Source organism: Mesorhizobium sp. M0615 (genome assembly GCF_040320805.1).
Taxonomy (GTDB): domain Bacteria; phylum Pseudomonadota; class Alphaproteobacteria; order Rhizobiales; family Rhizobiaceae; genus Mesorhizobium.
Genome location: NZ_JAMYQI010000007.1, coordinates 255347 through 272612 on the forward strand (window position 1 = coordinate 255347; position 17266 = coordinate 272612).

General features: G+C 60.2%; 16 protein-coding genes. 5 read left to right on the top strand and 11 right to left on the bottom strand.

Annotated features, from left to right (window positions below; translation table 11 throughout):
* Positions 1–48 precede the first annotated feature (48 nt).
* On the top strand, positions 49–225 hold the full coding sequence (locus tag NKI46_RS14600; RefSeq protein WP_023739583.1) for a hypothetical protein: 177 nt from the start codon (positions 49–51) through the stop codon (positions 223–225).
* Here the strand turns inward: NKI46_RS14600 and NKI46_RS14605 are convergent, their stop codons facing one another.
* From NKI46_RS14605 to NKI46_RS14625, 5 genes are all read right to left on the bottom strand, one after another.
* A complete protein-coding gene (locus tag NKI46_RS14605) occupies positions 226–789 on the bottom strand; it encodes a sigma-70 family RNA polymerase sigma factor (RefSeq protein ID WP_023667968.1) in 564 nt (187 codons plus the stop codon).
* Positions 790–1414: 625 nt separating this feature from the next.
* Entirely contained in the window at positions 1415–2386 is a 972-nt protein-coding gene (locus NKI46_RS14610) for an amino acid ABC transporter permease (protein WP_352459504.1), read from the bottom strand.
* Between the two features lie 19 nt (positions 2387–2405).
* Entirely contained in the window at positions 2406–3686 is a 1281-nt protein-coding gene (locus NKI46_RS14615; RefSeq protein ID WP_352459503.1) for an NAD(P)/FAD-dependent oxidoreductase, read from the bottom strand.
* 144 nt (positions 3687–3830) lie between these two features.
* Positions 3831–4658 (bottom strand): transporter substrate-binding domain-containing protein, encoded by an 828-nt coding sequence (locus NKI46_RS14620; RefSeq protein ID WP_023687783.1) that lies wholly within the window; start codon positions 4656–4658, stop codon positions 3831–3833.
* A 297-nt stretch (positions 4659–4955) separates the two neighbouring features.
* Positions 4956–6158 carry an MFS transporter gene (locus NKI46_RS14625; RefSeq protein ID WP_352459501.1) on the bottom strand — a complete coding sequence of 401 codons (1203 nt, stop codon included), beginning with the start codon at positions 6156–6158 and terminating at the stop codon, positions 4956–4958.
* A gap of 176 nt (positions 6159–6334) precedes the next feature.
* On the opposite strand from NKI46_RS14625, the gene NKI46_RS14630 reads away from it, so the two are divergent.
* From NKI46_RS14630 to NKI46_RS14645, 4 genes are all read left to right on the top strand, one after another.
* Positions 6335–7246 (top strand): LysR family transcriptional regulator, encoded by a 912-nt coding sequence (locus tag NKI46_RS14630; protein WP_352746727.1) that lies wholly within the window; start codon positions 6335–6337, stop codon positions 7244–7246.
* Positions 7247–7535: 289 nt separating this feature from the next.
* Positions 7536–7739, top strand: a complete 204-nt coding sequence (locus NKI46_RS14635) for a hypothetical protein (protein WP_023667962.1) — start codon at positions 7536–7538, stop codon at positions 7737–7739.
* A 224-nt stretch (positions 7740–7963) separates the two neighbouring features.
* Complete coding sequence (locus NKI46_RS14640; RefSeq protein WP_352459499.1) at positions 7964–8218, top strand: hypothetical protein; 255 nt, start codon at positions 7964–7966, stop codon at positions 8216–8218.
* Between the two features lie 314 nt (positions 8219–8532).
* Positions 8533–9507 carry a L,D-transpeptidase family protein gene (locus tag NKI46_RS14645; RefSeq protein WP_352459498.1) on the top strand — a complete coding sequence of 325 codons (975 nt, stop codon included), beginning with the start codon at positions 8533–8535 and terminating at the stop codon, positions 9505–9507.
* A gap of 114 nt (positions 9508–9621) precedes the next feature.
* Here the strand turns inward: NKI46_RS14645 and NKI46_RS14650 are convergent, their stop codons facing one another.
* The 6 genes from NKI46_RS14650 to NKI46_RS14675 form a co-directional block, all read right to left on the bottom strand.
* Entirely contained in the window at positions 9622–11565 is a 1944-nt protein-coding gene (locus tag NKI46_RS14650; RefSeq protein WP_352746731.1) for a CHASE2 domain-containing protein, read from the bottom strand.
* A 90-nt stretch (positions 11566–11655) separates the two neighbouring features.
* A complete protein-coding gene (locus NKI46_RS14655; protein ID WP_023667958.1) occupies positions 11656–12465 on the bottom strand; it encodes a FecR family protein in 810 nt (269 codons plus the stop codon).
* 11 nt (positions 12466–12476) lie between these two features.
* Positions 12477–13694, bottom strand: a complete 1218-nt coding sequence (locus tag NKI46_RS14660; RefSeq protein ID WP_352746734.1) for a tetratricopeptide repeat protein — start codon at positions 13692–13694, stop codon at positions 12477–12479.
* 533 nt (positions 13695–14227) lie between these two features.
* Entirely contained in the window at positions 14228–15415 is a 1188-nt protein-coding gene (locus NKI46_RS14665; RefSeq protein WP_352536736.1) for a magnesium transporter, read from the bottom strand.
* A 202-nt stretch (positions 15416–15617) separates the two neighbouring features.
* Positions 15618–15773 carry a hypothetical protein gene (locus NKI46_RS14670; protein WP_023739587.1) on the bottom strand — a complete coding sequence of 52 codons (156 nt, stop codon included), beginning with the start codon at positions 15771–15773 and terminating at the stop codon, positions 15618–15620.
* Between the two features lie 144 nt (positions 15774–15917).
* Entirely contained in the window at positions 15918–16634 is a 717-nt protein-coding gene (locus NKI46_RS14675) for a pentapeptide repeat-containing protein (protein ID WP_023739588.1), read from the bottom strand.
* Positions 16635–17266: the final 632 nt, after the last annotated feature.

The window sequence follows — 17266 nt, forward strand, 5'->3', positions numbered from 1 at the left end:
GCGCTCATCCACCAGACTTGGATCTAGGGATGCTATCAAGAGAACGTGATGTCTCATTCGAGCGACGATACCACGGATCTGCTTGTCGAGATGGCTGTGGATCGGGAGATTGCTTCCCTGCTGGCCGCCATAGAGCTGGAAAAGATACCAGACCGCCTATCCAAGCTGGCGATCGAATTGCAAAATGCTCTCGTCGAGAAGCATCGGCGAGACGTGAAGAGCTGATTATCTGCGGCTGTCGACCTCTATATCGAGCTGACCATCCGACAGCTGATTTCGCCTTTCTATCAATGTCTGCAACGAGCTCTCCCCGAGTAGCTCAAGGATGTTGGCGCGGGCACGGTTCAGCCGGCTCTTGACCGTCCCTACCGCGCAGCCGCAGATTTCGGCGGTTTCCTCGTAGCCCACTCCTAAAACGCCGATCAGCATCAGCACCTCGCGCTGATGTTCGGGCAGCTTTTGGATGGCGCCGTGAACTTCCTTGCTCTGAACGGTCCATTCCTGGGTAGCTTCCGAAATCGGTCTCGAAGACGCGCAGTCGAGAAGGCCTGGCGCTTCCCGTGCAGCGATCTTGATCCGCGTGTAGTAGGTGTTGCGCATGATGGTGAAGAGCCACGACTTCATGCGTGTACCGGGTTCGAACTTGTCGATGTTGGCGAGCCCTTTGGTCAACGTTTCCTGCACCAGATCGTCGGCATCGTCTGGGACGCGGCAGAAGGTGCGCGCGAAAGCCCGCAGGGCAGGTATCAGATCAACGATGGAAACGTCATTGGTTTGTTGGTCGGCCAAGAGATAGCCTCCGGATGACAATGGTCCAGCTCCCAGAAGAAAGAGTGAATGAACGAAGCCAGAGCTAAATGCATGGAAGTTTGGTTCGTTCCCGCCGTTGGAAACAACTCTTCGAAAATTCCACCGGGCGCGAACACGCCGACTACGGTCTTCCCCCAAACACGCCCACTTCAAAGGAACGAAACACCATGCCGAGCTTCATTCCCGGGAACCTCGCCGGTGCGTTTGGCTGTGCAGGGCATGGACCGAGTCGTGCGGCTGGTAACGCGCAAACCACTGCCTGACAAACCTATTGGCGAACCACGTGGCGAACTCGGCTACCATCGATACATAGCGATAATGGTTGGCCCGGAGGACATGTTAAAGTCGTTGACTTTATCGATTTGTTGGCGCGGGTGAAATCCAGCAATCGGTCGAAGTTGCCGGGCAGTCGGCCAACGAACATGCTCGTCCAGCACTTGCTCTATTCTGCCCTCCGATCAGGCTAAGCCGATGAAATACCGGGTTGATTCACCCTTGACGGCGTCGCCGAACGGCGTGCTGTGGCGTACAATCTGCAGCTGCTCTCCGAAGCTGGCTGTTGCGGTGCTGTGCAACTCGCTTTGGCGAAAATCACGGATGACGATCAGCGCTTGAGTGAGCGCCCGAACCGGTCTTCGATCCGCGACTGCAGGAACTCGAGCCCCATCGAGAGCAGCCAATAGATCATCGAGGCGGTGATGAGCATCTCGATGTGGCGGAACTCGGTCTGGCCCTGCGTGCGTGCGAGATACATGATCTCCCAGACCCCGACCACCGAGACCAGCGAAGAATCCTTCAGCATCGCAATGAACTGGTTGCCGGTCGGCGGCACGATGACCCGCATCGCCTGCGGCAGGATGACCAGGAACATCGTCTGGTTAGCGCTAAGGCCGAGTGCCGTAGCACCCTCGGTCTGGCCGCGCGAGATGCTTTCGATGCCGGCGCGGAAGATCTCGGTCATGTACGCGCCGTAGCAGAGCGACAGCGCCATGATACCGGCCGGCACGGCGCCGATCACGTAGCCAATCTGCGGCAGGCCGAGATAGATGATGTAGATCTGCATCAGCAACGGCAAGCCACGAAACAGAGAGGTATAGAAGGTCGCCAAGCCATAGACCACGCCGTTGCGGGAAAGTTTGGCGATGGCGCCAACGAAGGCGATGAGGGTGGCAATGGCGATCGAAATGGCCGAAATGTAGAGGGTCGTCACCACACCCTTCGAGACGAGGAAGCCGATCTTCTTGGCGATGAACGCGAAGGACAAGTCGAAGGAATAGAAAAACAACATTAGCAACACGAACAGCTCTATCCAGACTGCCACAATCTGCTGTTTGCGGCTGAGATGCCGCAGCGCGTTCCAGTTCGCCACCAAGATCAATGCGATCAGCACCGCCGAGACCGCCCGCCCGACGTCTGGGTTGGCGGCGAGCCACTCGACCGACCCCGGAACGAGCTTGCCGAGCCAACTGGCTTTGATGCCGAGCCCATACAGGCCGGCGGCGATGGCGGCGAGCACGAAGAATACGCCAACGCGGCGCGCCGCGTCCGGGTGGTTGAGCAATAGTCGGCCGATCACGTCCTCGATCTCCCTGCGGTCAGCGGGCCCGCTCGCGCCACCAATCCTGCGCCTGCAGCTTCCAGTAGGTGAGTTGCGCAACCGCAAGTCCAGCCGGGCCGCCCGCCCAGGCAAGGCCAAATGGTGCGAACAGCCGGTAGCGGTCCGATTGTCCCAGTATGGCTTCGGCGATCAACTTGCCGGCGATCGCCGTGGTGTTGATGCCATGGCCACCAAAAGCCGTGAGGTACCAGACGCCCGGCTGCAACGGGCCTATTTGGGGCATCATGTGCCGGGCATAAGACATGAGCCCGGACCAGGCGAGTTCGGTCTTGAGGTGTTCGAGCTGCGGATAAGTGGTGACCATCTCACGGCGCAATTGCCTCGCCAACACGCCCGATGAGGCTGCCCGGGTGGTGATGCGCCCTCCCCAGAGCAGCCGCATGCCGTCTTCGACAACACGGTAATAATCGCCTGCGCGACGGTTATCGCCGACGGCGTCGGTCGTCGTAATCGCCTTGGCGATGAGGTCAGGCGCCTCCTCGCTCACCATAACGTAAGTGGCGATCGGCAGGAATGCCCGCTGCAGCCGACTGACCAGTGGCCCCGTATATCCGCCGGTGGCAACTACGGCCTGGCGGGCGCGCACTTCGCCGCTGTCGGTACGCAAGATCTTTTCGGCGCCGTCAAGGTTGGCTTCAACGGCAGCCGTTCTCTCGTATATCCTGCCGCCCAGCCGCTCGATCTCGCCAGCAACGGCGCGCAGATAGTTAAGCGGATGCATGTGGAAGGCGCTGGGATCGCGCAGGCCTTGGTGGTAGCGATCCGAATGCAGCACCGCTCGCACCTGGTCGCGATCGAGATAGTCGAGCCGATAGTCGAAATCCCGCGCCAGTTGCTCGGCATATGCCTTGAGCGCGGCGCCACCATCGTGGCGAAGCACGCTCAATATACCGGAGCGCGGCTCTGCCGCCTTGATGTCGAGATCGCGGATCGTCTGCCGCACGAAGTCGACGCCTTCGATGGACAGGCGGTGCAGTTTTTGTGCCGCGTCGACGCCGGCCATCGCGGCGATGTTGTCGGTGCCGGTGGCGAAACCGGGATTGACGAAGCCGCCATTGCGACCGGAAGCGCCGAATCCTATCCGCTGCGCCTCAAGCACGACGACCTGCTGGCCGGCGCGAGCCAGCTGCAACGCCGTCGTCAGGCCGGCCAGTCCGCCGCCGACAACGACTGTCTCGCACTCGGAAACGCCGCTCAGCGGCGGTCTGATGGTGTTGTCGGCAAGCGTGCGTCGGTAATAGGTGTCAGGACATGTCATGATCAATATGATGAGGTGGCGGCACTAGAGCATTTTGCAGGCAGGCGGAGCCGCCCGGTGTCGTGGAAATGCGGCTGAAACAAAACAGATGGAGCGGGATGTTCAATTGAATGCACCCCGCTCAAGCTTTATCCACGATGCCTCTCAGTCAGAGCTGTAATCCTTGCCGTACCACTTGGTGGTCAGTTTCGCGAGGGTACCGTCCTTCTTCATCTCGTCGAGAATGCCGCCGATCTTGGCATTCCACTCGGCATCACCTTTTTCCGCGATCACCACCAGTGGCTCACGGAAGGCATAGCCGCCTTCCAGGACACGCAACGGGTAGCCGTTCTTTATCGCGTTCTGAGCCGTCTGTTCTGGTGCGATGACCGCGTTGAGGCGCACGCCGTCGCCGAGCCTCAAATCGTCGAACGGCAGCATTGAGTCAGCGAAAGTCCTGATCTCACCGGGCTCCAGCTTGTATTCGATGGGCGGCAGGCCGGGAGCATCGATCTCGAGTTGTCTACGGATGAAATCCTCCGACGTGGTGGCGGTCTCGACGCCGATGATCTTGCCGTTCAGGTCGGCGACCGATTTGGCCGGGCTGTCCTTGTGAACCACGTAAACGTAGGGGCTATAATAATAGATGCCTTCGAAATCGATCACCTTGGCCCGCGCTTTGGTCGGCGTCACCGAGCCGACACCCAGATCGTAGCGTCCCTGCCAATGGCCGCCCGTCATCGTCGCCCAGTCCGGCGTGTCGAAACTGACCTCGACACCGAGGCGCCTTGCGATCTCTTTCGAGACGTCGATGTCGAAGCCGACCAACTGATTGCTGTCGTCGAGGAAACTCTGCGGCGGCCAACCGCTGTTTGTGGCGACCACCATTGCCTTCTTCGAGGTAACCCGGTCGATGGTTTCACCCGCCGACGCCGCAGACGCGAACGCGAGCGTGGTAGTGGCCAAGGCCAGCCACGCGATCAATTTCCTCACTTGAACCTCCCTCTTCATCGTTATTCAGACATGCTTCCCAGAGCGCGCTCCCGTAGAGAAATAGCAATTGAGAGCGCGGCATGAGATCGATCTCATATCAGCACACATATCGACGAGGGGATCAAGTCCTTTTTCAAGTAGCCAGTTGTCCTCCGGGGCGCAAAGCATCGGCACCCGTACGGTGCGGCGGAACCCGCGTTTGATGTGACGCGCGTGACTTTCAAGACAGAGGAAACGAAGATCTACTTCAACCTATCACATCATTGCCAGACGGGGCGGCACAGGATGGCTTGCTGTCTACGAGTTTCCGATGTTCCGGTTAAGCATGGGTGCGCGGCACACCGGCAGCAGCACCAGCAGGATGATGGCGGAGTCGACCCAGAGGACCCTGTTCACGCCCATCGTGTCGACGATCTGACTGGTCGCTAGGGTACCCACGGAGATGGCAAGATTGAAAGTGAAGCAGTAGATGGCCGTCGCGGTCTCCGCGCTTTCTGGTGCTGCGCTCAGCACCCACGTCTGCAGCGTAATGGGCGCCGCGCCATACGCGAAGCCCCACACCAGCAGCAGGATGGTTCCTGTGAGCGGCGTGACCCCGAGCAACGGGAAGAGAGCCAGCGTGGCGCCGAGCCCAATGACGACGCAGGCCAATGTGCGACCGACGGATTTGGCGGCCCAGACGCCTGCGACGGCGTTGCCAATTATTCCGAGAATGCCATACCCCAACAGTAACCAACCTATGCTCCCTGCAGTGACGCCCGAGACCTCCAGCAACACCGGGCTCACGAAAGTGTAGGCACCGTAGTGGGCAGCCACCAGCAGTGCGGTCGCAACCACGCCCGCCAGGAGGGCGGGATTGCGCAATTGCGCACGCAGGGCTTTCACCTCCACAGGCTGCGCCGCCTCCAGCTTCGGAAGCACAAGCAGGGCGGCGAGCAGTATGGCAAAGCTCAGGCCGGCGAGAGACCCGCACGCGCCGCGCCAGCCGACTAGATCACCGATGATCGTGCCGGCCGGCACGCCCAGCACCGCAGCGGCACTTACACCGCCGAAGACAATAGTCATGGCGCGCGGCACGGACGGTCCAGGAACAAGGCGTACTGCGATGCTCCCGGCTATCGCCCAAAAGCCACCGATGGTGATCCCGACGAGCAGCCTGGACGCGAGCAGAACGGGAAAGTTCGTTGCGAGCGCTGAAATCACGCTCGCCGCAGCCATTACCGCGAGCAGGCCCGCCATCAGAATACGCCGGTCGAGCCTCCCCACTGCCAACGGCAAACCGATAGAAGCGAACGCCGCAATTACGCCGGGTATCGTCACCGTGAGACCGCCACTCCCAATAGAGACATTCAACTCGGAAGAAATTGCCGGAATCAGCCCCACAGGGAGTTGCTCCGCAGTGATCATCGAAAAAATACCCATCGATACAGTGAGCACGGAGAGCCACATGCGAAAAGTGGCTCCCTGTTTCTCCCGAAGGGCTGCTTTGGTCAGAGACATGATCACCTCCAGCTCGCGAGAAGGCACTCGACGCCAACGTTTCGGGCAAACGTTAGAGAGACGGATCGGACAATTGATCCCGGCCTGGTTTCAGATAATCTGTCCACTGCGGATTGATAATCGAGGGAGATATGGATGGTGAATTCACGAAACGTGAATGAAAGAGGTGATTGCAGTTGGACCGGCTGACCAGCATGACCGTGTTTGCCAACGTCGTCGGTGAAGGCAGTTTCGCTGGAGCGGCCAAGCGGATGCGACTATCGCCAGCGGCCGTGAGCAAGCATGTCCAAATGCTGGAAGAGTGGCTTGGCGCACGCCTTCTCAACCGGACGACCCGGCGCATCAGCCTGACAGAGCTCGGCGCCTCCGTCTACGAGCGCAGTCTGCGCATAATCGAGGATGTCGAGGAAGTTCGTACGAGCGCGGCCGAGACCAAGACACGTCCGACCGGCTCACTGCGTGTCAGCGCGCCGATCTCCTTCGGCGCGATGCACCTTGGGAGAGTCGTTGCAGAATATCTCGCGGTCTACCCGGAGGTGTCGGTTGAGTTGGTGTTGGACGACCGTGTGGTTGACATCGTGGAAGAGGGCCTGGATGTCGCGGTACGCATCGCTCCACTCACGGTTTCCAATCTGGTTGCTCGCCGAATCGCGCCCTCACGCGAGGTGGTCTGCGCTTCGCGCGATTATCTGGACGGACGCGGGCGTCCCACAAAGCCGTCGGATCTCCACGACCATGATTGTCTGGACTACGCGTTGCGCGCCAGCCGCGGAAAATGGCGGTTCGACGGACCAAAGGGGGAAGTGGCGGTAAAAATCACTGCACGGATGACGGCAACGAACGGGCAGCTCCTGCGCGATGCGGCGCTGGGTGGAGCAGGCATAGTACTTTGCCCCACTTTCCTTGTTGGAGAAGCCATCCGTTCGGGCCAGCTGGAGACAGTGATGCCCCAGTTCAAGCCGGTAAGCCGGTCGATCTACGCGATGTACCCGTCAAGAAGGCATCTTTCCGCCAAAGTTCAAAGCTTCGTGACGCTTCTCGCCGCCCACTTTGGTGAGAACCCACCTTGGGACAACTTTGGACCATGACGACTGGAATGTTGAGCCCAGAGGCCGCGCGCACTTGCACGGCCTTACTGTGCATGGGACCAGCACCCAGGGCCAAGGGCCGGTGCATATCGAGCCGTCCAGCACCTTTTCGAGACTGAAGCATCCGCTATTTGCCGACGGTCAGTCGCTGAGGCTCAATCCACCGCCCATCCTAAGCGCCGCCACAGCGCGAGTTGTAGCATCTGCGGTGTCTCTGGTTCTCTGCGGCCACCGGCGGAACGGGTTGTAAGCAGGCGCGTTCCTCCAGCGTCAAGCTTGGAGAACATACATGGATGACGAGCTGCGCCTGAAGTTACAAGAGCTGAGCCAAAGCATGCAAACGCGAGCGGCCGAACTTTCGACGCTCGGCGGCAGCGCAGACATAAGTACGGTGATGTCGGGGATCGCCGTCGCTCTGGAGGCGCTGCTGGTGATTGCCGAAGAGATGAAAACGCCACGTTCCGGCCCTTCGGTCCTGCCCGACGCTACATGAACATCTCCGATCGTTTGGGAGAGGCTCCAGAGCGAGAGCGCCTACCGCTCACCAGCAAATCGCTCGCCGAGGAACTGGCTTTAATCCACATTCCGGGTTGGAGAGTGGAGAGCGCAATCTACTCGGTGGAGTACTCCAGGTGGGGTGAGCGTCGGCAGAAATGGATTTTGCACTCGACGATGCCTTTTGGGTAATCGAGGACGGCCTTAGGACGGAGGACCACGATGGCTTGGATGGCCGCAATTTGCCCGATTACAGATGAGCAGGCGCTCGTTAATTCGGAGACATTTGGCGACATCCGGGAGTTTCGCTGTCCGAGTTGCGGCGACTTCAAAATCACGAACTCGGCCACCGCGATGTTCAAAGGCCTATCGGCAGAACAGAAGTTGGAGCGCTTCGAATACGCTAGAGCAATCGCGGGCGACAACGCGATCACAGTGACGACGGAACATGGATCTATCGATACCGAAGATCAATAGAATACCCGCCCGACAAGCCGGTTCCCAGCGCATCTCCTCACTTGCTGCCCTGAGACCATTTGACTGCCGGTCCAGGTAGTGGGCAGTTGGAAGGTAGAAGCTCACGTCAACATGGCCAGACCATTTTTACACTGCCGATCTGCGCGGCCAGCAACGCCTCTCGTGAGGGGCAAGGCATGGGCATCGAACGTCTCGGACCGGTCGGCAGCGTAAGGCTGGTTGCCTATGATCCTCCTACCGGCGAATGGAACCAGATCTGCCACAGCGCGTCATAGAAGCATATCAGGTGCGATTTAACGCAAGGAGTGACATCGATGATCAGGCTCCTTCTCCTCCTCGCCATTGCATTCGCCTTCGCATGCGGCGGGACGGAGGCGGCCAAGCTGGATCTAGCCGCGGTAAATCAGGCGCAATTCTCCGCCGGCGACCCGAAAGGGCTCGATCCTGCCGTGCTGAAGGCGCAAATTTTTTTGGATCGTGCGCGCTTCTCACCGGGGCTCATCGACGGCCGCCTTGGAGAGAACTTCGCCAAGGCGGTCAAGGCCTTCCAGGCGTCGAACGGACTGGCGCCAGATGGCAAGCTCACCCAGGCGACTTGGGACAAGCTGATGGCAACCTCCACCAGCCCAGCTCTGGTCACCTATGAACTGAACCGCAAAGATGTACGCGGCCCCTTCACCAAACGCATTCCGGGGCGCATGGAGAAGATGGCTCGCCTGAGAAGGCTTGGCTATCACGACTCGATCGAGAAGCTGGCGGAGCGCTTCCATGTGAGCGAACCATTGCTCAGGAGGCTAAACCCAGGCACCGGATTCAGGAAAGCTGGAACCACGCTGCTGGTACCAGATGTTGGCCGGGGTGAACCTCCCGCCACCATTGCCGGCGTCGAAGTCGACAAAGGCGCTCATCAGGTGCGCGTGCTCGACCCCTCCAATAAAGCGCTTGCCGTCTACCCTGCCTCGATCGGGAGCGACGAGAAGCCGGCACCAAGTGGGCAGGCAGAGATCCAAAGGATGGTGCACAACCCGACCTATCACTACGATCCCGATTTTGCATTCAAGGGAGTCAAAACCAAGCGGCCCTTCACCATTGCTGCCGGCCCTAACAATCCCGTGGGATCAATCTGGATCGACCTCTCCATCGAAAGCTACGGCATTCACGGCACGCCCGAACCCGGCAAGATCGGGAAGACCTTCTCTCACGGCTGCATCAGGCTAACGAACTGGGATGCCGAGGACCTCGCCTCAATGGTGCACAAACATATGAAGGTGACTTTCAAGGACGAGTGACGCAAGCCGTCGCATCCCTCGATGGTCGCCGAAACGAGATGTCCGTCTGTGCCCGTGACAATCGCATCTTGCGATCCGCTGGATCCGATCAGCGGATGCTCCGGGTTCGGGGTGTCAGGTCAAGCGGCGCAATTGCACGGATGGCGGCGAACCAACCACCATGGCGGGGGCGCCAGATTGCTCACCACGTTGGCTCTCTACTTCGCGGCTCATACCTTGTTGAGCAGCTTGCATCTCCGGAACGGTGAAAACCGGCACCTCGCCCTTGAAACCCTGGAGCTCAAAGGCGCCCGCCTGGACGACCGGCATCGATGCTCCTGCCGCAAAGCCGGGTCCAAGCACCAGGGGGATGCCCAGCTTCTTGGTCGTCGATTCGAGCCGTGCCGCGCGGTTCACGGGGGAGCCGATCGCGGTGTAATCGAAGCGCCGTTCGGAGCCGAAATTGCCTACCGAGCAGATGCCGGTCTCGATGGCGACGCCGATTTCGATGGAGCGATGGCCATCCGCGGTGAAGGCGGCGTCTTCGCGCCTCACCCGCTCTATAAGGGCCAGGCCCGCGTCGAGCGCACGCTCACGATGATCGGGTTGATCTAGCGGTGCGTTCCAGAAGGCCAGCACCGCATCGCCCATGAACTTGTCGATGGTGCCGTCGCGCTTGAGGATCTCATCGGTCGCAATGCCGAGGAAATGGTTGACCACCTTGGCGATCTCTTGGGTGTCGAGCTGTTCGCTCATGGTCGTGAAGCCACGTATGTCGCTGATCAAAATGGTGATCTCGCGCTTCTCGCCGGACAGGATTGCCTCGGTGTCCGAGCTTGCGAGGCGCTGCACCACGGAGGGCGACAGATATTGGGAGAACTGTCGCGTCAGGGTGGACCGGCGCTGCTCGCTGCGCCTGTAGAGGACATAGCCTTCGAAGCCCGCAACCATGATGGTTGCAAGCGCCGGCTGCAGCGGGTCATAGAGTGCACCCTGCAGGCTGTACTCGAGAGCGCCGAACACGAACGGCGTGACGGCCAGCAGCGCCAGGGAGAGGGCGCCAAGCACGACACGCCCGGCGAGCACTCCGGAAACCCCGATGAAAACGACGGCGCTGAGGAGAAACCAGAGCCGCTCGAGCATACGCGCGTGCGCTGGCTCTGCCAGGAAGCGCCCGGCAAGCATCTGGCCGATCGCATCGGCGTGGATCTCCGCTCCTGGTCGCGCTGGACTCGTCGGCGTGGGCAGGTACTGCGTCAGGCCCACAGCCGACAGGTCGACAATGGCGATGGCGTCCCGCAGCCGCGGATCGCCATGGCCCGAAAGGATAGTGCTGGCAGACAGGCGAGGCGTGTCGGTGGCGGTTTCCCAGAGGCGGATGCTCCCCTCCGGCTCGAGCGGCACAATGGCGCCTTCCATCCTGAGTGCGTCGAACCCGGCTGCATTCATCCGGGCTGTGTAACCGTCCTGTCCAGCGTAAAGGCGCAGGAGCTCGAGTGCGAAAGACGGCCACAGCTGCGCGCGTTGAGGGGTGTTGCGAAGCCAGAGCAGCGGCACATGGCGCAGTACGCCGTCGGGATCGGGCAAGGTGCGAATCACGCCTAGGCCTGCGGCGGCGTTCGAGAATTCGGCAAGCGACCCGGTAAGACCGGTGAAGCCGGGAAGTGTATCGGGTACTTGCCCGACGATCGACCAGCCGGCTTTGGGTTCTGCTTCTGAAACCGTCGCTTCATTGCCCAGGCTGACGGCAAGCGCCGTTCGATTTTTGGACAGCGCCGCTGCCAGGCGCTTGTCTCCGGCCATGCCCTCAGGCGAGGTGTCAGCCTCGGGGAGTACCAGCGCAAGCCCGACCACCGCCGCGCCGGATTGCGTGATGCCATCGACCAGATCGGCCAAGAGGCCACGGTTCCAGGGCCATCGCCCATGTGCCTTGAGGCTGTCGTCGTCTATCGAGACGATCACGACAGGATTGCTCGTCGCCTGGCGTGGGGCGAGAAACTGATAAAAGTCGTACGTCCGCTCACGCAGGCGCGACAACGGCCCGTCAAAAGCCAAATGGCAAGCGAGCAGCAGGAGCACGACCAAAAGGCCGGATATTTTGCGCCTGCCGGCTTGCCGCCAATCAGCCCAGCGCCTACCGACCGAGTGGCTCATCTCGTGCAGCCAAGCCTAATCGCAGTTGTAGTAGTAGCAGCAACCCTCACCCTCACACTCGCCCCGCCGCCCCCCGCTGCCCGCAGGTGGCGTTGGGCTGTCAGGGAATTCCATGACCACTCCTGGCAGTGCGCCGTCCCTGGACCCGCAGACTTTGAGCGAGGAGCCTAGAGCCGACGCACAAATTGCGCTTACGTCCAACCCAGGACCCGGTGCGCCCGGCAGGCCGGTTCCCGCTATCCGGTCGATACTGTCCAAGATCGGGAAGGCGTCGATGCCGCCGTAGCCGGCCAGAAGCTTGCCATCGTCCGACGTGCAGGCGTAGCCCGGGTTCGTGATGACCAGCCGTTTGCCATTGATCGTGCAGGTCATGCGGCCGGCGCGCAATATGCCGACGGTCTGGCCGGCTGCCACCAGCACTTCGATGATGCCGCCTCTCGCTCCGAGCACCATGTGCGGCGTCGCAACCTGCATGACGCCCCCTTTCGAAACCTGGCCGCCATAAAAACGGGCCAGGCCGCTGTTCATCCCGATGTCGATCTTTCCCGACCCGGAGCCCGGATTGTAGACGAACTCATCGATCGTCAGGCTGGTGTTTGGACCAATCTTGGCGCTCGATTCATCCCGGAACACCAGCATTCCGAGACCGGTGGGATTGCTGCGCAACTGGTCGCCGAGTTCGACGCCGGCGCCAACGTTCATCGTCCCGCCGTTATTGCGGACGATGATGGTCTGATAGGCCGTCATCGACCCGACCGTCTCAGCGGCGGATGGTGCCGCGAAGGCGAGGCAGGCGATAAAAATGACGATCTGATGATACCTCATCGCGGCCTCTTTCAATTGAGCGTCAACGTATAGCTCATGAGCATTTCGAACGATTTTCGGTCGCGGTTGGCGAGGGCGAAGTTGGTTTTACGATAGGCGAGATCAACGCTGATCTTCTGCGCTTCCGTCAGCTGAAAATCGCTTTCCGAGGCAATGCGCCAGAAGTCGCTCTTGATATTTGTGCCGATGCCGACGGACAGATCGGGAGTGTCGCTGTGGCCGGCCGATAAGGCGATCTGGTGCGACCAGGCGAAAAGATCCGGTACGTTCATCAACAGGCCGCCATAGCGGACCTCGCCCGTATAGCTGCGGCTGATTTCGCCCGATCCGGAAGCGAAGTCATTCGAGCCGACAAAGCGCAAGCCGAGCGCCTGGCCATTGCGGAAGCGGTAGCTGCCGCCTGCCTCATAGAAGACCCTGCTATCCGCGAAAATGCCTTGCGAGGCGCTTAGATCGATGTAGCCGCCACCGGCGAAGAGCGTCGTCTCGACCGTCGGGCGAACGACGAAACGTCCACTGAGGCCGATACCGGTTTCGTAAATGTCGCTGTCGAAACGATCCGTAACGGTGAACGCGGAAAGCAGCAGGCGCAGCGAATCGATCCCGCTGTTGGGCAGTCCCTTGTCCCAGGTTATCGCTGCGTTGCCGTGGATAAAAGTCTTCTCGCCACCCGGAACCGACAGGTCTTCCGTGAAAAGACGCTCAGTCGCGGTCAACGACCCCGAAAGAACGAGCGCGTCGGCACTTGGCGTGCCGAGGTCCCACCGCACAAAACCTTCCGCCTGCCCGTAAGGCGAGACGAAGCTGTCGTCGTCCTGCGCCCCGCCTGGCTCAAAATCGGTGAATGCGCTGAATCCACCGCCGGTCAGGGCGAGTTCCCAGGTGACGCCACGCAACGCGCGCTCGATGCGGGCGAGCAGGCGAACAGCTTCCTGTTGCTCACTTGCGGTCAGACCTCCGACTTCGATGCCGTACTGCACCTGCCGCCGGGCCAATTCATAGGACCCGACATGATAATATAACCGGCTGGCCGCAAGCCGGGCGCGCGCATCGCGCGGGTATTGGATCAGATACTGCTCGATCGAGGAGATCGCCTGATCGTATTGCCCAGCATTGACCGCAACCGTGACGAATTGGGCGAGCGTTCCGTTGTCGGCCGGACTGGCGATGCGGGCCGCAAACGCATCGTCATAGGCCCCAAAAAGACCTTGTGCGCCGGCCGGCAACACGCCGGCACAAAGCAGCGCTGCGGCGACGCCGAAGATCGTTCGAAACGAAGATTGCATGCCGAGAACCCACCCCAAACCCGACTAGTGCGAGAGATTTAGCAGGACTGCAAGAAAAAGGCGACTGAACGGTCGCCGGACTTATGCGAGTCCTCAGCAGCTGTTGCAGCTGCGCAACAAGATATCGGGTTTATTCCTATTTCGGCTGCGCTGATTGTCAAAAACTCTTCTCGACATTGCTGCACGTGATTAAAGTATTTGGCCCAAGGCTTAACAAACTCAAATCTCATCAGTAGTGGATCGCACAGCCGACAAGATTAATATTGGGTGGGCGATTCTGCGTATCTGGTCACCAGGCTTCAAGGTCACCCACGGTTCTCCAAAGGCCTTCCGTCGCGTTTCGCAAGGGGCCGGAGAGCTGCCGGAAGGTGCTTCTCACGACGCGTGTGCGATTCGGCCCGGGTCTTGCAATTTCTTTGAACGCGAGGTCAGCTCATTGCCCCAACTCCCAGGGACGCGTCACCGCACGCAGCTTGCTAGAGCACGAGCATGGTTGCCAGCCCCAGCATCAGGCCCATGCCTACAATATCGGTCACGGTGGTGAGGAAGATCGCCGAGGCGACCGCCGGATCGGCGCCTACCCGGCGCAGGCCCAACGGGATCAGCACGCCGGAGATGCCGGACATGAGGCACGATCCGGACATGGCAAGCAGGATCACAAGTGCCAGCATCGGCGCCTGCGCCGCCGACGCCGGTTGCCTCGAGGCATAGAACCACATCGCCGCAGCCGCAACAACGCCGACGAGCGCGCCGTTGGCGGCCGCGAGCGCGCCCTCTCTCATCACCAAGTGCAGCTTCGGTCGTTTGTCCACATCCCCCAGGGCAAGGCCACGCAGCGTCATAGCCAGTGCCTGGCAGCCGGTGTTTCCGCTCTGCCCGGCCAAGACCGGGAGGAACGCCGCCAGGGCGACGATCTTCTCGATCGTGCCTGTGAACGAACTGACCACGAATGCGGCCATGAAGGCCGTCAGGAGATTCAACTGCAGCCACGGATGGCGCTTCAGGAAGGCTGAAAACAGCGGCGTAAAAGAGCGCTCCTCCTTCTGGAGGCCGACCATCTGGCCAGACTGGGCGGAAATCTCGATGATTTGCTGCTCGAACAAGCGCCAGCCGCGAACCTGCCCGAGCAGCCGGTTCTCCGCATCCACCACCGGATAGACAGGATAGTGACGCCGTACCGCCGCCTTGCATGCGTTACTCAAAGAGAGACCGACATCAAGAGCGAACGGCCTGGGCAGCATGATGTGATCGACAACCGCGTCCGGTTCGCTCAGCATCAGATCCCGCAGGACCGCCAGGCCAACCAGTTTATTACCCTCGTCCGTGACGTAGAGATAAGTGAGCTCGGTCGGCACTTGGGCGCCTCTGACGGCTTCCACCGCGGCAGCAACCGTCGTCCCGACAGGAACGCTGGCGGGGATCGGGTCCATCACCTCGACGAGCGACTCGGGGATCGCGAAACCCATGTCACCATCATGAGAGCTGATGGGCCGCATATGCAGTGGCAAATGCTCGGCCACCTTACGGGCGTGCCCGTCAGGCAACAGTTTTAGTGTGTCGCGGATGAACTCGGGAGACTCTCTAGCGAGCAATTCAGCTGCGTCATCAGGTGCTCGAGCACGCAGCGTGCGCACCAACTTCTGAACGCCGGTCTCTTCGTTCATATGATATGGCCCCCCAATTGAAAGTGAAAAAGTTGTGAAGTGTCGGATCGCACCGGGGCGGAAATACGACAGCTTCTTCCGGCCCAGCAGTCCGCCTTGTGGTTCTCGCAAGCGCCGCCTGCACCCTCCTAGCTTGAGAAGGCAAAGCAGACGTCTACATTTTGGGCGTGCCTTCGGTCAGGTCAGCACGCGAGTGTCCGCGCTATTTCCCTCGCTTTTCAATCTTTAGATCTGGGAGGTCGGGTCGCTTGGATAACACACCGGCCTCCTTCAAGGCTGTATATCCAACCTTTTTGAGGAGCTTCTCTGTTTTGGCGCGCTCCTTGTCCAGAGCGGTATCACCTTTGACCTTGGGCATCCGTCCTCCATTTGGTCGTTGTCGTTCGCCGGTAAATGAGATTGCCGGAAATGTCCCGCAGTGTCGTGCTTTGACCCGCGGCCGAGGACTGCATTGAGGCGCATTGCCGCCCGGCAGCCTTTGGGCCGGAAGCGGACGGGCAGGCTATTCCTGCTGGAATTGACAGGGCCAATCTTCTGGCCTCGTCATGCCAGAAGGCAACTCGGTCCGGGCGTCTCCGCAAGCCATGTTGAGCTGCCACTGGGACAGACCCGCCGAATTGGACAGATCGAGGCCCTCGATACGGGTCAGAAAGAAAAAAGCGCCGTCAAAGTCTATCGGTGCGGTGAACTTCGCTCCTCGGAAGTCCGCCCGCGCGAGATTGGCAAACGAAAAGTGGCTGCCGCTGACATCGGCGTCATGGAACTGTGCACGCCCCAATTCCGCCTTTGTGAAATCAACATTGACCAGATTGGCGTCCTGGAAATTCGAGCGCTGCACTTCCGCGCCCGCAAACACAGCGCCCTGCGCGTCCATATGGCTGAAGTCGGTCCTGTAAGCCTCGATTTTGTCGAACCGGGCGCCTTTGGCGGTCGAGCCGGCCAGGGAAGCGCGCACAAGCGTTGCCTTCTCAAAATTTGCCGCAAGGAGATTGCTGTTCCTGAGGTCGGTCGAAGTGAAATCAACACCGAACAGGTTTGCCCCGCTCAGGTCCTGTCCTTCTAGGATGAGAAGCTTTTTGTCACACTCCTGCCAATTGACGCCAGGCGTCGCGGCTGCGTAGCAATCTTGAGCGGCGGAGGCGTTTTGCCAAGCCAATACAGTGCAAACCGCCAGAACCAAGCCGGATCCGCCGTAAGCTCTGGTTCGTCTCAAAGTCATTGTTGCTGGACCCCTCTGCTACTCGTCGACAATCAGCCTTACCACATCTGCTGACACTCGAGCCACGGTAACGACCGCCGTCACAGTTTGCGCATCAACGAACCGCCGATAGCCAGCGGCAGCTTGCGGAAATTATCGAGAGTGGGGAAAGGCTTTGACGGCAGAGTGCCTTTTCGCAGACGCGCATGAGCGCCTCAAGTGCACGAACGGAGCGTGAGCAGCGCCTGGAGGAGCGTCTGACGCTCGCGAAGGAAATGACGGGGAGCGTAGATCCGTTGGATTTCATAGTTCGCCAAGCCGTTTCTCTCGTATTCTCTCGTATGGTCTGGCGAACCAAAGGACCAAGAAGACAACTAGTTTCATGCGAGCTGTATTTGACCATGGTAATATGAGCGCTGCCGCATTTGGCCGGAAGCTGACTGGCCGCTTCTGGCGCAAAACGATAACGGATGTTTAACCTGGTCTGGTTCAAGCACCGTTGTCGGGTTCAAATCGCGTGACCACGCCAATGGTACTCCAGTATGGCGCTTCGGAACCTCCAGGTTGCGGGGCCTTGTGATCGCAAGTAAACAGTCGCGGAATTTGGTCACACGAAATGGCCAATCACCGGTTTCGAACGTCCGCAATTCGTG

Excerpts from the sequence above, each read along its gene's own strand:
- NKI46_RS14615 (WP_352459503.1), bottom strand. The coding sequence starts at position 3,686 with ATGACATGTCCTGACACCTATTACCGACGCACGCTTGCCGACAACACC.
- NKI46_RS14665 (WP_352536736.1), bottom strand. The coding sequence starts at position 15,415 with ATGAACGAAGAGACCGGCGTTCAGAAGTTGGTGCGCACGCTGCGTGCT.
- NKI46_RS14645 (WP_352459498.1), top strand. The coding sequence starts at position 8,533 with ATGATCAGGCTCCTTCTCCTCCTCGCCATTGCATTCGCCTTCGCATGC.
- NKI46_RS14655 (WP_023667958.1), bottom strand. The coding sequence starts at position 12,465 with ATGAGGTATCATCAGATCGTCATTTTTATCGCCTGCCTCGCCTTCGCG.
- NKI46_RS14640 (WP_352459499.1), top strand. The coding sequence starts at position 7,964 with ATGGCTTGGATGGCCGCAATTTGCCCGATTACAGATGAGCAGGCGCTC.
- NKI46_RS14635 (WP_023667962.1), top strand. The coding sequence starts at position 7,536 with ATGGATGACGAGCTGCGCCTGAAGTTACAAGAGCTGAGCCAAAGCATG.
- NKI46_RS14600 (WP_023739583.1), top strand. The coding sequence starts at position 49 with ATGTCTCATTCGAGCGACGATACCACGGATCTGCTTGTCGAGATGGCT.
- NKI46_RS14625 (WP_352459501.1), bottom strand. The coding sequence starts at position 6,158 with ATGTCTCTGACCAAAGCAGCCCTTCGGGAGAAACAGGGAGCCACTTTT.
- NKI46_RS14675 (WP_023739588.1), bottom strand. The coding sequence starts at position 16,634 with ATGACTTTGAGACGAACCAGAGCTTACGGCGGATCCGGCTTGGTTCTG.
- NKI46_RS14670 (WP_023739587.1), bottom strand. The coding sequence starts at position 15,773 with ATGCCCAAGGTCAAAGGTGATACCGCTCTGGACAAGGAGCGCGCCAAA.